The following is a 12,786-nucleotide window of genomic DNA, read 5'->3' on the forward strand; positions in this document are numbered from 1 at the left end:
TTCAGTGAAGCGAGGCTGCTCAGGCCTCGGTCTTCTCCTCGGCCTTGTCCTCGGCGGCGGCGTCAGCCGACTCCGTGGCTTCGACGGTCTCGGCCGTCTCGTCCTCGTCGTCCAGGTCCACGACCTCGCCGTTCGTGTCCTTGACCGTCGCGGCCTCCACGACGACCGCGAGGGCCTTGCCGCGGGCGACCTCGCCGACCAGCATCGGGACCTGGCCGCCTTCGACGACCGCCTGGGCGAACTGGTCGGGGGACATGCCGGAGGACTGCGCGCGACGCATGAGGTGCTCGGTGAGCTCCTCCTGGTTCACGTTCAGCTTCTCCTTGTTGACGAGCTCGTCAAGGACGAACTGCGTCTTGATGCCCTTCTCGGCCTGCTCCTTGGTCTCGGCGTCGAACTCTTCCTCGGTCTTGCCCTGGATCTCCAGGTACTTCGCGAGGTCGAGGCCCATCTGGCCGAGCTGGTGGTTCACCAGGTTGTGCTTGCGGGTCTCGATCTCGTCCGCGAGGAGCTTCTCGGGGACGGGGACCTCGACCAGCTCGAGCAGCTTCTCCAGGACACGCTCCTGGGCCTGCGTCGCCTGGTCGTACTGCTTCATGTTCTCGAGGCGCTTGCGGCTGTCCGCCTTGACCTCGTCCAGGGTGTCGAACTCCGACGCGAGCTGCGCGAAGTCGTCGTCCAGGGCGGGCAGTTCACGGGCGGCGACCTGGGTGACCTTGACGGTCACCTCGGACTCCTTGCCCGCGGCGGAGCCGCCCTTGAGCTCGGAGGTGAAGGTGGCCTCGCCACCGGCCTCCAGGCCCTTGACGGCCTCGTCGATGCCCTCGAGGAGCTCGCCGGAGCCGATCGTGTAGGAGACGCCGGACGCGACGCCGTCCTCCAGGACCTCGCCCTCGACCTTGGCCTCCAGGTCGATCGTCACGACGTCGCCGTCCTCGGCGGCACGCTCGACCGGCGAGGTGGACGCGAAGCGCTCACGGAGCTCCTCGACGGCCTTCTCGACGTCCTCATCGCTGACCTCGACCGCGTCCACCTCGACCTCGATGCCGGAGTAGTCCGGGATCTCGATCGCGGGACGGATGTCGACCTCAGCGGTGAAGTTGAGGGTCTCGTTGTCCTTCAGCTCGGTGATGTCCACCTCGGGCTGGCCCAGGACGTTGAGCTCGGCCTCGTTCACGGCCTCGGTGTAGAACTTCGGGAGCGCGTCGTTGACGGCCTCTTCGAGGACGGCGCCGCGGCCGAACCGCTGGTCGATGACTCGGGCCGGGATCTTGCCCTTGCGGAAGCCCTTCACCGTGACCTGCTGGTTGATCTTCTTGTAGGCCGCGTCGAGGCTTTCCTTGAGCTCCTCGAAGGGCACCTCAACAGTGAGCCGAACCCGGGTCGGGTTCAGGGTCTCCACGGCGCTCTTCACGGTTCGGTCTCCTTGGGGCTGACTTCTTGGGATTGAGCCCGGCTCAGAGACACACGGGCACACAGCTTGCATAGTAACGGCAAGCGGGAGCCGACCCACAATGCGATCTTGTGAAGGAGATCTTGCTGGTCGGGGTGGCGGGATTTGAACCCACGGCCTTCCGCTCCCAAAGCGGACGCGCTACCAAGCTGCGCCACACCCCGTCGGTGCGAGACGTAGGGTACATGCCTGCAGGCAGTGCGACGCCCGCTTAATCGCGAGTACGTACGGGGTGTGCGGCGAGGGGCTCCGACCCGCTACGATGCTTGCCGTGCCGCGGTCGCTGACCAGCGATGTCCTGTGGTGCGAAGCATGCGGGTGTAGCTCAATGGTAGAGCCCTAGTCTTCCAAACTAGCTACGCGGGTTCGATTCCCGTCACCCGCTCGGTGGCCTCCGGCCCGGTTCCTCGGAACCGGGCCGGAGGCTTTTCTGCGTTCGGGTCTCCGGGGTCGGACCGCCGGGCGGAGCAGGCCGCGGACGCCGGGGCCGGGCCTCGGGCGGAGCGGACCTCGTACGCCGGTCAGAAGCTGATCGAGTTGATCGTCTCGGCCACTTCATTGAGGAAGCGGTTTATGGAGGGCGCCATTCCGGTTGAGGCGAGGAAGAACCCGAAGAGCACCGCGACGATCGCGGGCCCCGCTTTGATCGATCCCCCGCGGATCAGCACGATGAGGATGATCGCCAACAGCAACACCACTGACAGCGAAATGGCCACACTGATCACACCCTAGGTCGGTCTCTCCCCGGCCCGGGGGGTACGACCCCGCACACCCCCGCCAGGACCATCGTGCCACCAACGCGCCTTCTGTATGCGGCCGGTGACACATCGTCGGCCATCGCCGCACGTGCTCGGCGCGGGTCCGGCGCACGGGGTCGCCCTTGGGGCACATGAACACCGCGCTCCCGCACGGCAATTCGAAGCCCGCGCACGGCCACTAATTCGGCTTGATCGTTTCCATCGCCACACAACTCGTTCGCCAGAAATTCGAATTGTTGCCGGACGCACATCACCGGCACCACAAAGGGCCGATCAATCGGACATTTCACCAGAGTCGCCCGCAGGCGTTATGCGCCGTTTAAGGGGGATGAGTTGTGACGTAAAGGACATTCAACCCCGTGTAATGCAAGGTGACGGGAGGTGAATCTCCATGTCGACTTCTGTGATTCCTGGGTACTCGGACCCCAATAGCCCCGAACCGTCTGTGATTGAGCTGACAGCCGAGTTGAGGGTTTTACGAATACACGCAAGCGACGCTAGGGTGCCTCAGATGTTCCACGCTGCCACCATCCCCGCAAGCGCAGTGCGGTCCCGGATCGTCTCACCGAGCTCTTGGTGGGAGGGCCTGTGACGAACTCGGTTCACCCGCACGGCCGCCACCGGGCGCCGCTCCCCCCGGCACATGTGCCGGCGGACGGAGTACCTGGCCCCCGCGCCCCCCAGTCCACCATGGCCGCGACCGTTCCCCACGCCCCGGCCGGCACCACCGCTCGACCCGGCTCGACGGGCCACTCAGGCTCCACGGGCCACACCGGTTCCTCGGACAGACCCGTCTCCACGGGTCAACCCGCCAAGCAGCGCGACTCCTTCTTCGACAACGCCAAGTACCTGGCGATCGTCCTGGTCGCGATGGCGCACGCCTGGGAGCCGTTGACCGACGGCAGTCGCGCCGCAGAGGCGCTGTACATGACCGTCTACACCTTCCACATGCCGGCGTTCATCCTCATCTCCGGCTATTTCTCACGCAGCTTCGACATGCGGTCCGACCGGCTCAAGCGCCTCGTGACCGGCGTCGCCGTGCCGTACGTCATCTTCGAGGTCGCGTACACCTTCTTCAAGCGCTACGCGGACGACGATCCGACGCAGCCGATCAGTCTGCTCGACCCCTGGTACCTCACCTGGTTCCTGGTCGCGCTCTTCGTCTGGCGTCTGACGACCCCGCTGTGGAAGCTGGTGCGCTGGCCGCTGCCGCTCGCGCTCGCCATCGCCGTGCTCGCCACGATCTCTCCGGACATCGGTGACGATCTCGATCTGCAGCGCGTGCTGCAGTTCCTGCCCTTCTTCGTGCTCGGCCTGATCATGAAGCCCGAGTACTTCCAGCTGGTGCGGCGCCGCGAGGTGCGGCTGCTCTCCATCCCGATCTTCGCGAGCGCACTGCTCCTCGCGTACTGGGCCGGTCCGCGGATGACCTCGGCATGGTTCTACCGCCGGGACAGCGCCCAGGAGTTGGGTGCCCCGTGGTGGGCCGGTGTCGTGATGACGCTGGCGCTGTTCGGCTGCTCGGCGATCCTTACCGCGTGCTTCTTCGCGTGGGTTCCGCGCCGGAAGATGTGGTTCACGGTGCTCGGCGCGGGCACGCTGTACGGCTACCTGCTGCACGGCTTCCTCGCCAAGGGCTCGCGTTTCTGGGGCTGGTTCGACGACTACGCGTGGATGCACACGCCTGCCGGCGAGGTGCTCGTGTCACTGGTGGCCGCGGCTGTGGTGACGCTCCTCTGTACGCCTCCGGTGCAGCGGATGTTCCGCTTCGCCATGGAGCCGAAGATGGAGTGGGCGTTCAAGCGGGATGCCGCGGCGTTGGCTCGGGAGCGGGCCAAGTCCTCGGCTTGACCGCTTGGTTCACAGGCCCAACAGGGCGCGCATGTTGGTGTACTTCGCCGTGAGGCGAGTGCGGGTCGGCCCGTCTAGCTCTGCTAGGCGGGCCGGATTCGCGTTGTGGGCCAGGTCCGCCTCCTTCACCAGCCGGGCGCCGGGGGTTTCGAGGATGCGCCGGGCGTACGCCTCCGGGGGCTCGCCCGGGTGCTTGGTGAGGGCGCGGACGATGTCCTTCGTACGTGGGGTGAGTGCGGCGTCCCGCAGCCACTCCTCGGTGAGGGCGTTGTCCTCCAGGGCGTCGTGGAGCCAGGCCGCGGCGATCTGTTCCGCCGAGCCGTTTCTGGCGCGGACGCCCTCTGCCACGGCTTGCAGGTGCTCTGCGTAGGGGCGGCCCGCTTTGTCCTTCTGGGTGGCGTGGGCCTGGCGGGCGATGGTCTCTACCTCGGCGAGGGACAGGGTGGGGCTGGAGTTCATGCGGGGATTCTTCCTCAGGCGCCGGACGGGCTGGATTCCCTCAGCGCCGCCCTCGCCGGCAAGGCGGTCGCCGTCAGGCCCAGGGACAGTGCCGCGGCCGCGAAGGAGCCGTACAGGAGGGGCGGGATGTACGGGGACTCCCCTGTCAGGCCGTTCATCATGGGGACCAGCGTCGCCAGCGCGATCGCCGAGCCGATCACGATGCCCGCGCCGGCGACCAGGAGCGCCTCCCACCGCACCATCCGCATCACCTGACGCCGGGTGGAGCCGATCAGGCGCAGCGTGCCGAGCTCCCGGCGGCGGTCCAGGACCGTCATCACCAGGGTGTTGGCCGCGGCGATCGCCGCGAATCCTCCGAGCACGGCCGCCATCACCGCGTTCGCCCAGGCGTTGACCTGGCGGTCCGTGGACTGGGCGGTGGCGTAGCCGTCACGGTCCTGGAGCGTGCCCAGGGAGGTGAGGGCCGCCGGGGCCGCTCCCTTCGTCCAGATCTCCGAGGAGAAGGACGACGTCACGTGGTGCTTCAAGTCCGTTGCGGGGAGCGTGACCTGGGAGAGGCCAAGGCCCCTGCCGTACGTCGCCACCACCTTCGGTGACGCCTTCGTGCCGTCGGGCATGCGCAGCGTCATGCGCTCGCCCGTCCTCACGTGCGCGGAGTCCGCGAGCTTCGCGTCGACGGCGATCTCGCCCTTGCCGAGCGAGGCCATCGTGCCCGTCCTGACGTCCAGGTCCTGGACCTTGGCCAGATCACGGGACGAGCCCGTCAGGCCCTGCGTCGACGCCGACTCCAGCCAGCGGTCGCCGCCCGAGCCCACCGGCACCAGGACGGAGGTCTTGAGGAGGCCCACGGCCGAGGTGACTCCCGGGGCCCGCGCCGCCTTCGTCACCCCGTCGGGGGTCACTCCCGCTCCCGAGGCGGAGACGATGTGGTCCGCCGTGATGCCCTCGCGCTGCTGGTCGGCCGCCACCCGGTCCTCGCTGGTGTGCATGAAGACGAGGGTCGACGAGAAGGCCATGGCGAGGACGATGGGGGTGATCGCCGAGGCCAGACGGCGCGCGTTCGTACGGGAGTTGGCCGCCGCGAGCGAGGCCGAAGCGCCCGCGCCGCGCAGCGGAAGCCCGAACAGGGCCGCGCAGCCGCGGGCGACCAGCGGGCCGAGCAGGGCCACGGCGAGCATGAACAGCATGACGATGCCGAGCGCCGCGTTGGCCGCGTCGTCGCCCGTCAGCGAGGAGGCGACCCCGGCGAAGACGCAGCCGCCGACGGCCGCCGCGATGCCCAGCGGCGTACGGATCCAGCCGAAGCGCAGGCGTTCCACCGAGGACTCGCTCAGCGCCTGGCCCGGCCTGATGCGGGAGGGGCGGCGGGCCGCCGCGTAGCCGGCGAGCAGCGCGGTGAGCACCGCGGCGCCGACGGCCGAGACGAGGGGGATGAAGGAGACCGAGAGGTCGAGGCCCTCGGGGATCGCGCCCTTCTCCTTCAGCTGGCCGAACCACCAGCCGGCCAGGGCGATTCCGGGCAGTACGCCGACCGCTCCCGCGAGGGGTGCGACGAGCAGGGCCTCGGTGGCGATGGTGCGGCGGATCTGGCGGGGCGTGGTGCCGATGGCCCGCAGCAGCGCGTACTCACGGGCCCGCTGTCCGACGGAGAGCGCCACCGTGCCCGCCGCGGTGAACATGGCGACCATGGTGGCGATGCCGCCGAAGGAGCCGCCGATGCCGGTGAGCATCTCCTGGGCGTAGGCGACCTCGGAGCCCTCGGCCTCGCTGCGGTCGTCGCCGGTGTGGACGTCGGCCTTGGCGCCGAGCGCTTGTGCCACCTGGGACTTGAGGGCGTCGTCCGTGACGCCGTCCTTGGGCAGGACGGCGATGGCGTCGATACGGCCGGGGTGGCCGGAGAGGCGTACGGCGTCGGAGTCGGCGAGCCAGGCCGTGGGGGCGCCGTCGGCGGCCCGGACGGTTCCGGAGACCCGGAAGTCGCGCGGTCCGTCCGCCGTGGTCAGCGTGGTGCGCTCGCCCACGGAGGCGCCGGGCGCGGCCAGGACGACCTCGCCGGGCTGCGGGGCGCGGCCCGCGGTCAGCTTCTCGCCGGTGAAGGACGTGGAGCCCCAGCCGTGCGCGGTGACGCTCCTGCCGCCGGACTGCACGGGGAAGGTGACGTCCGCGACGGCGGTGCGCGCGCCGGGCACCGAACCCGCCGTCCGCACCAGGGAGTTGTCGATGCGGGCCCGGTCGGGCAACGGCGTGGCCGACTCGGAACGGCTGTCCCCGCTGCCCGTGACGAAGTGGGCCCGCTGGTCGGCGGCGGCCACCACGGGGGCTCCGGCGTAGCGGGTGGGCGGCACCGATGCGCGCACCCCCGTCTCCAGGAGGATGCCGCACGCGGACACGATCATCGCGGCCATCATCAGCGCGACGAACGTACCCACGAAGGCGGAGGGTTTGAAGCGGATGGCGGCGCGGGCGAGGCCGTTGGGCATGAACTGCACGGGAAATTCTCCGGAGTCGGTGGAGGGGCGAGGCGGGGCGAGGCGGGGCGGGCGCGCGGGGCTATGCCGCCGCTGTCGCGTACGCCGGTGCCGTGAGCGTCGTCATACGCCTCGCGATCTGCTCGGCAGAGGCCCGCTCAAGGCGGTCCACGATCGCGCCGTCGGCGAGGAAGAGGACCCGGTCCGCGTAGGCCGCGGCCGCCGGGTCGTGGGTGACCATGACGACCGTGGCCCCCATGCCGTCGACGGCCGAGCGGAGCAGGCCGAGGATCTCGGAGGCCGTGGTGGTGTCCAGGGCGCCGGTCGGCTCATCGGCGAAGATCACGTCCGGGTTCGTGACCAGGGCGCGGGCGATCGCGACGCGCTGCTGCTGGCCGCCGGAGAGCTCGCCGGGGCGGCGCTTGTGCTTGTCGGCGCCGAGGCCGACGCGGCTGAGCATGTCGGCGGCCCTGCGGCGGTCGGGGCGGTGGCCCGCGAGGCGCATCGGCAGGACCACGTTCTGCTCGACGGTCAGCGAGGGCAGCAGGTTGAAGGCCTGGAAGACGAAGCCGAGGCGGGTGCGGCGCAGGGCGGTCAGCTTGTTCTCGCTCATGGAGGTGATCTCCGTGCCGCCCAGGTGCACCGTGCCCTGGCTCGGCCGGTCGAGTCCGGCGGCGCACTGCAGGAAGGTGGACTTGCCGGAGCCCGAGGGACCCATGACCGCGGTGAAGCTGCCGCGCTCGAGGGCGAGGTCGATGCCGCTGAGCGCGTGCACCGCGCCGGAGCCCTTGCCGTACTTGCGGCGTACGCCGTGCAGTTCGACGGCCCAGTCGGCGCCGCGGGGCGCCCCGCCGGGCATCGGGGGCATGGGAGGCATCGCGGCCCCGCTCCGCTCGCCCTGTGCGTCCGCCTCGGATCGCTTCTTGCGCCGCAGCCCCATGGCTCTCTCCGCCTTCCGTAGGTGATGCCTCGAACGTACGGATTCCGGGGTTCTGTGAACCATGAGGTCCCCCGGCGAATCGGGGGTGGGGATAGCCCCCGCAGGGAGCGGATGTACGCCCTACACAGTTGCCGCATAAATCCTTTGGTAAGCTAACTATTGACGCGTTCTTGACGCTCCCTTTGCCATTCGTGGCGGGCGGTGCGTCGCCGACTACCAGGAGGAACGGGCCCATCGGACACGCAGACACCCTGATAGCCATGGGCGGCGCCTTTCTCGCCGCCGCCGTGCTCGCCCGCGTGGGCGGCCGCATCGGACTCCCCACCATTCCGCTCTTCATCCTGGCCGGGATCCTCCTCGGCCCGCACACTCCCGGCGTGGTCCTGCTCTCCGACCCCCACGACCTGGAGATGCTCTCGGCGCTCGGCCTGGTGCTTCTGCTCTTCTACCTGGGCCTCGAGTTCCACATGGACGACCTCAAGACGGGCGGCCGCAAGATGGCCCTCGCCGGAGGGACGTATCTCGCGCTGAACGTCGGCGCGGGCCTGGGCTTCGGATTCGCCCTCGGCTGGGGCACCTCCGAGGCGCTGGTCCTCGCCGGGGTGCTCGGCATCTCCTCGTCGGCGATCGTCACGAAGGTGCTCGTCGACACCGGACGCCTCGGCAATCCCGAGACGAAGCCGATCCTCGGCATCATCGTCGTCGAGGACATCTTCCTGGCGCTCTATCTGGCGGCGCTGCAGCCCGTCCTGTCCGGCGCCGACAGCCTCGCGGCGGCCGTCATGGACGGCGGCAAGGCCTTCGGCTTCCTGCTGCTGCTCGCCCTCGTGGCGCGCTTCGGCACCAAGGTCGTCGGGCGGCTCATGGACACCCGGGACGACGAGCTGCTCGTCATCTCCTTCCTCGGGGCCGCGGTCTTCGTGGCCGGGGTCTCGGAGTGGTTCGGGGTCGCGGACGCGATCGGCGCGTTCATGGTCGGCCTGATGGTGGGCAGCACGGCGTCCGGCGAGCGCGTCCGCAAGCTCGTGCACCCCCTGCGGGACGCGTTCGGGGCGATCTTCTTCTTCGCGTTCGGGCTCTCGATCGACCCCGGCGACCTGCCCGTCGTCCTCTGGCCGGTGCTCGCGGCCGTCGCCGTGACGCTGCTCATGAACGTCCTCGCGGGACTCGGTGCGGCGCGCATCTACGGCTTCGGGGCGGGACCCGCGGCGAACATCTCCACCACTCTGCTGGCGCGCGGCGAGTTCGCCCTGATCCTGGCGACGATGGCGGCCACCGCGGGCCTCGACGAACGCCTGTCCCCCTTCATCGCGGGGTACGTGCTGCTGCTCGCGGTGCTCGGTCCGCTCGCGGCGGGACGGTCCCACTGGCTGGCCCGGATCCTGCCGGGCAAGCGCGATCCCGTGCCGGAGCCGGAGCCCGAGATGTCAGGCGCCCGCTGACGGCTCCCGGCAGATCAGCAGCAGCGCCCGGTCGTCGTTGACGTCCTTCGCGACCGCCTCGATCAGGTGCCACGCGGCGCCGTGGAAGCCGCCCGCCACATAGCGGTCGGCTTCCCCGGTGAGGCGGTCGATGCCCTCACTGATGTCGCGGTCGGAGGTCTCCACGAGGCCGTCGGTGAACAGCATCAGTACGTCGCCGGGGCGCAGGGAGCCCTTCACCGGGTCGAACTGCGCCCCGTCGTACACACCCAGGAGCGGTCCCTCCGCGGCCTTCTCCTCCCAGTGGCCGCTGCCCGCGCTGAGCTGGAGGCCCGGCGGGTGGCCCGCCGTGAAGAGTTCGTAGTCGCCGGTCTCCAGGTCCAGGACCAGGTGGATGGAGGTCGCGAAGCCCTCGTCCCAGTCCTGGCGCAGGAGGTAGCCGTTGGCCGCGGTCAGGAACGCGTGCGGCGGCAGCGAGCCGAGGAGGCCGCCGAAGGCGCCCGAAAGGAGCAGGGCGCGGGAGCCCGCGTCCATGCCCTTGCCCGAGACGTCCGTGAGGACGACCTCCAGGGTGCGGCCGCCGTTCGTGCGGGCCGCGACCACGAAGTCACCCGAGAAGGACTGGCCGCCCGCGGGCCGCAGGGCCATCTCGCGGTGCCAGCCCCGGGGCAGCTTCGGCAGCTTGCTCTGCACGCGGATACGTTCACGCAGGTCGAAGAGCATCGTTCCGCCACCGCGCCACGGCACGCCGACCCGGCTGCGGAACTGCGCGATGACGAGACCGAAGAAGCCGCAGGCCGCGACGACGAGGACCACTCCGGGCGTGACCCGCGAGCTCCCTTCCGTGTACGGGCCGAGCTGGACGGACTCCACGATGAGCGCGGCCGCGGCCGTCGCGTACAGGCCGAGCAGGCTGGAGGGCCGAAGGAGCAGGCCGCCCGCCACGATGGGCAGGACGAGCGCGGAGGGCGCGAACCACACGTTGTTGACGATGGTGCAGAAGGTGATCACCGGGATGGTGACGAGCAGGCCCGCGAGCGCGACCCAGTCCGAGCCGTCGCCTCTGAAGTAGTCCACCCCGGATTTGCGCAGCCCTATGCGAGCCCGGTGGATCCGCTTCTTCATCCGGGCTGTAAACGTCTCGGCTTCCGCTCGCCTGCCTGCCATTGCTCCCGGACCCTATCCACCGGGCCAGCCACTTCGCACGGGAGGTGCCCGTTGTCCCCCATCAGAGGCATGCCGTCGGCGCGCGTAAATCCTGTCGCTCCGTCCGCTTCACCCTGGTAGGCATGGCATATGACGACGGAATTGCGGGAGTTGCGCCAGGAAGACTGGGACGAGTACTACGGAACGCTGGAGCTCGCCTTCGGTGGCGTCGCCGAGGCCAAGGAGGAGAGCGAGCTCTGGAACGCGCTGACCGAGTTCGACCGCTTCTTCGGCTCCTGGGAGGGCGAGACCTGCGTCGGCACGACGGGAGCCTTCAGCTTCCGCCTCTGTGTGCCGGGCGGCTCCCTGGTGGACGCGGCCGGTGTGACGATGGTCAGCGTCGCGGCGACGCACCGGCGGCGGGGCATCCTGACGTCGATGATGCGGCGCCAGCTGGACGACGTACGCGCGAAGGGCGAGTGTCTGGCCGTGCTCACGGCCTCCGAGCCCGCCATCTACGGACGGTTCGGGTACGGCGCGGCCACGCAGCAGCTGAAGGCCGAGATCGACACGACACGCGTGCGCCTGTCGGTCCCGGCCGGCACCGATGACGTACGCCTTCGGTACGCAAAGCCCGCCGACGTCCACGCGGCGTGCGAGGCGCTGTACGCACGGCGGGTGAGCGAGCGCCCGGGGATGCTGGCCAGGCAGCCCGGCTGGGAGCGGCTCGGCCTGCTCGACCCGGAGAGCGAGCGGCACGGCGCGTCACCGCTGCAGTGCGTGGTCGCCGAGCGCGACGGGGAGCTCGTCGGGTACGCGCGCTACAGCGTGAAGCCCGACTGGGACGCGGCGGGCCCCAAGGGCACGGTCAGACTGCGCGACCTGGAGGCCGTCGACCCGGCGGCGAACGCGGCGCTGTGGCAGTTCCTCTTCGGCATCGACCTGACGTCGGGGATCGACGCGCACAGCCGTCCGATGGACGACGCGATCCTCCAGCTCGTCTCGGACGTGCGGCGCTGCAGGGTCCAGGTGAAGGACGCGCTCCACGTACGTCTGGTGGAGGTGAGCGCCGCGCTGGAGGCACGCACCTACCGGGCGCCGGTGAACCTGGTGTTGGAGGTCGAGGACGCCTTCTGCCCCTGGAACGCGGGCCGTTGGCGGCTCAACGGCGACCTGAAGGGCGCGACCTGCGAGCGCACCGACGACGACGCCGATCTGGCCCTGTCCGTACGGGACTTGGGCTCGGCCTACCTCGGCGGTGTCTCCCTGACGTCACTGGCGGCCGCGGGCCGGGTACGGGAACTGCGTCCCGGCGCACTGGCCGAGGCGACCCTGGCCTTCGGCTCTGACGTCGCGCCGTGGCTGCCGCACGGGTTCTAGCCGGGGGCTTCAGGCGGGTCGGGGCAGCGGGGTGTCGGGGCTGCGGTCCTAGGCGCTCTTGCGGCGGGAGCGGGCGGGGCGCTGGCACTTCGGGCACCAGAAGAGGTTGCGGGCGGCGAGATCGGCGGTGCGGATCTCGCCGCCACAGATGTGGCAGGGCATCGTGGCCCTGCGGTACACGTACACCTCGCCCCCGTGGTCGTCCACGCGCGGCGGGCGGCCCATCGCCTCCGGCGTGTGCTCGGGCCTGACGGTGTCGATGCGGTTGAGGCGCACGCCCTCGCGCATCAGGGCGACCAGATCGTCCCAGATCGCCGTCCACTGGGCGGGGCGGATGTCCTTGCCCGGGGTGTACGGGTCGATGTGGTGCCGGAAGAGGACCTCGGCGCGGTAGACGTTGCCGACGCCCGCGATGACCTTCTGGTCCATGAGGAGGGCGGCGATGGTGGTGCGGCTGCGGGCGATGCGGGCGTAGGCGGGAGCAGGGCCGTCCTGCGGGCGCAGGGGATCCGGGCCGAGCCGCTCGTGTATCGCCTGCTTCTCCTCGTCCGTGATGAGGGCGCAGGTCGTGGGGCCCCTCAGGTCCACGTACGCGTCCTTGGTGGCCAGGCGGAGGCGGACGGTGTCCGTGGGCGGGTTCACGGCGGCCGCGGTGCCGAAGTTGACCTTGCCGAAGAGGCCCAGGTGGATGTGGATCCAGCCGGTGTCGGCGAAGCCGAGGAAGAGGTGCTTGCCGTGGGCCTCGGCGGTGTCCATCTCCTGGCCGTCGAGCAGGGCCGCGCTGTCGGAGAACTTGCCCTGGGGGCTGGTGACCCTCAGGGGGCCACAGTCCTGGAACCGCTCCCGGTGGTCGGCTGCCAGCCGGTGAATGGTGTGCCCCTCCGGCACGGGGTCCTCCCAGGGGGTGCGG

10 protein-coding genes and 2 tRNA genes are annotated in these 12,786 nt (G+C 70.2%); 4 read left to right on the forward strand and 8 right to left on the reverse strand.

Annotated elements, in window-relative coordinates:
• Nucleotides 1-19 precede the first annotated feature (19 nt).
• Entirely contained in the window at nucleotides 20-1,414 is a 1,395-nt protein-coding gene (gene tig, locus ABZ833_RS16080; protein ID WP_361046609.1) for a trigger factor, read from the reverse strand.
• Between the two features lie 126 nt (nucleotides 1,415-1,540).
• Nucleotides 1,541-1,617: transfer RNA gene (locus tag ABZ833_RS16085), tRNA-Pro, on the reverse strand.
• Between the two features lie 150 nt (nucleotides 1,618-1,767).
• On the opposite strand from ABZ833_RS16085, the gene ABZ833_RS16090 reads away from it, so the two are divergent.
• A tRNA-Gly gene (locus tag ABZ833_RS16090) sits at nucleotides 1,768-1,838 on the forward strand.
• Between the two features lie 136 nt (nucleotides 1,839-1,974).
• Here ABZ833_RS16090 and ABZ833_RS16095 read toward each other — a convergent pair.
• Complete coding sequence (locus ABZ833_RS16095) at nucleotides 1,975-2,169, reverse strand: hypothetical protein (RefSeq protein WP_160505028.1); 195 nt, start codon at nucleotides 2,167-2,169, stop codon at nucleotides 1,975-1,977.
• A gap of 630 nt (nucleotides 2,170-2,799) precedes the next feature.
• Here ABZ833_RS16095 and ABZ833_RS16100 point away from each other — a divergent pair.
• Nucleotides 2,800-4,062 carry an acyltransferase family protein gene (locus tag ABZ833_RS16100; RefSeq protein ID WP_361046613.1) on the forward strand — a complete coding sequence of 421 codons (1,263 nt, stop codon included), beginning with the start codon at nucleotides 2,800-2,802 and terminating at the stop codon, nucleotides 4,060-4,062.
• A gap of 9 nt (nucleotides 4,063-4,071) precedes the next feature.
• On the opposite strand, the gene ABZ833_RS16105 is transcribed toward ABZ833_RS16100, so the two are convergent.
• The 3 genes from ABZ833_RS16105 to ABZ833_RS16115 form a co-directional block, all read right to left on the reverse strand.
• Nucleotides 4,072-4,521, reverse strand: a complete 450-nt coding sequence (locus ABZ833_RS16105) for an HD domain-containing protein (RefSeq protein WP_361046616.1) — start codon at nucleotides 4,519-4,521, stop codon at nucleotides 4,072-4,074.
• A gap of 14 nt (nucleotides 4,522-4,535) precedes the next feature.
• On the reverse strand, nucleotides 4,536-7,001 hold the full coding sequence (locus ABZ833_RS16110; RefSeq protein ID WP_361047474.1) for an ABC transporter permease: 2,466 nt from the start codon (nucleotides 6,999-7,001) through the stop codon (nucleotides 4,536-4,538).
• 70 nt (nucleotides 7,002-7,071) lie between these two features.
• A complete protein-coding gene (locus tag ABZ833_RS16115) occupies nucleotides 7,072-7,929 on the reverse strand; it encodes an ABC transporter ATP-binding protein (RefSeq protein ID WP_361046619.1) in 858 nt (285 codons plus the stop codon).
• A 260-nt stretch (nucleotides 7,930-8,189) separates the two neighbouring features.
• On the opposite strand from ABZ833_RS16115, the gene ABZ833_RS16120 reads away from it, so the two are divergent.
• Complete coding sequence (locus ABZ833_RS16120) at nucleotides 8,190-9,371, forward strand: cation:proton antiporter (RefSeq protein WP_361046621.1); 1,182 nt, start codon at nucleotides 8,190-8,192, stop codon at nucleotides 9,369-9,371.
• On the opposite strand, the gene ABZ833_RS16125 is transcribed toward ABZ833_RS16120, so the two are convergent.
• Nucleotides 9,357-10,517 carry a PP2C family protein-serine/threonine phosphatase gene (locus ABZ833_RS16125; RefSeq protein ID WP_361046624.1) on the reverse strand — a complete coding sequence of 387 codons (1,161 nt, stop codon included), beginning with the start codon at nucleotides 10,515-10,517 and terminating at the stop codon, nucleotides 9,357-9,359. The two genes, ABZ833_RS16120 and ABZ833_RS16125, sit on opposite strands and share 15 nt — an antisense overlap.
• Nucleotides 10,518-10,646: 129 nt before the next feature.
• Between ABZ833_RS16125 and ABZ833_RS16130 the strand changes: the two genes are divergently transcribed.
• Complete coding sequence (locus ABZ833_RS16130) at nucleotides 10,647-11,876, forward strand: GNAT family N-acetyltransferase (RefSeq protein WP_361046626.1); 1,230 nt, start codon at nucleotides 10,647-10,649, stop codon at nucleotides 11,874-11,876.
• A 48-nt stretch (nucleotides 11,877-11,924) separates the two neighbouring features.
• Here the strand turns inward: ABZ833_RS16130 and ABZ833_RS16135 are convergent, their stop codons facing one another.
• The gene (locus ABZ833_RS16135; protein WP_361046629.1) at nucleotides 11,925-12,764 is read right to left on the reverse strand and encodes a DNA-formamidopyrimidine glycosylase family protein; all 840 of its coding nucleotides are present in this window, start codon (nucleotides 12,762-12,764) and stop codon (nucleotides 11,925-11,927) included.
• Between the last annotated feature and the right edge of the window lie 22 nt (nucleotides 12,765-12,786).

Source organism: Streptomyces sp. NPDC047525, assembly GCF_040643025.1.
Lineage (GTDB): Bacteria > Actinomycetota > Actinomycetes > Streptomycetales > Streptomycetaceae > Streptomyces > Streptomyces durmitorensis.

What these genes read in the sequence shown, in the direction of transcription:
- ABZ833_RS16105 (WP_361046616.1), bottom strand. Translation starts at nt 4,521, where the DNA reads ATGAACTCCAGCCCCACCCTGTCCCTCGCCGAGGTAGAGACCATCGCC.
- ABZ833_RS16110 (WP_361047474.1), bottom strand. Translation starts at nt 7,001, where the DNA reads ATGCCCAACGGCCTCGCCCGCGCCGCCATCCGCTTCAAACCCTCCGCC.
- ABZ833_RS16115 (WP_361046619.1), bottom strand. Translation starts at nt 7,929, where the DNA reads ATGGGGCTGCGGCGCAAGAAGCGATCCGAGGCGGACGCACAGGGCGAG.
- ABZ833_RS16120 (WP_361046621.1), top strand. Translation starts at nt 8,190, where the DNA reads ATGGGCGGCGCCTTTCTCGCCGCCGCCGTGCTCGCCCGCGTGGGCGGC.
- ABZ833_RS16125 (WP_361046624.1), bottom strand. Translation starts at nt 10,517, where the DNA reads ATGGCAGGCAGGCGAGCGGAAGCCGAGACGTTTACAGCCCGGATGAAG.
- ABZ833_RS16130 (WP_361046626.1), top strand. Translation starts at nt 10,647, where the DNA reads ATGACGACGGAATTGCGGGAGTTGCGCCAGGAAGACTGGGACGAGTAC.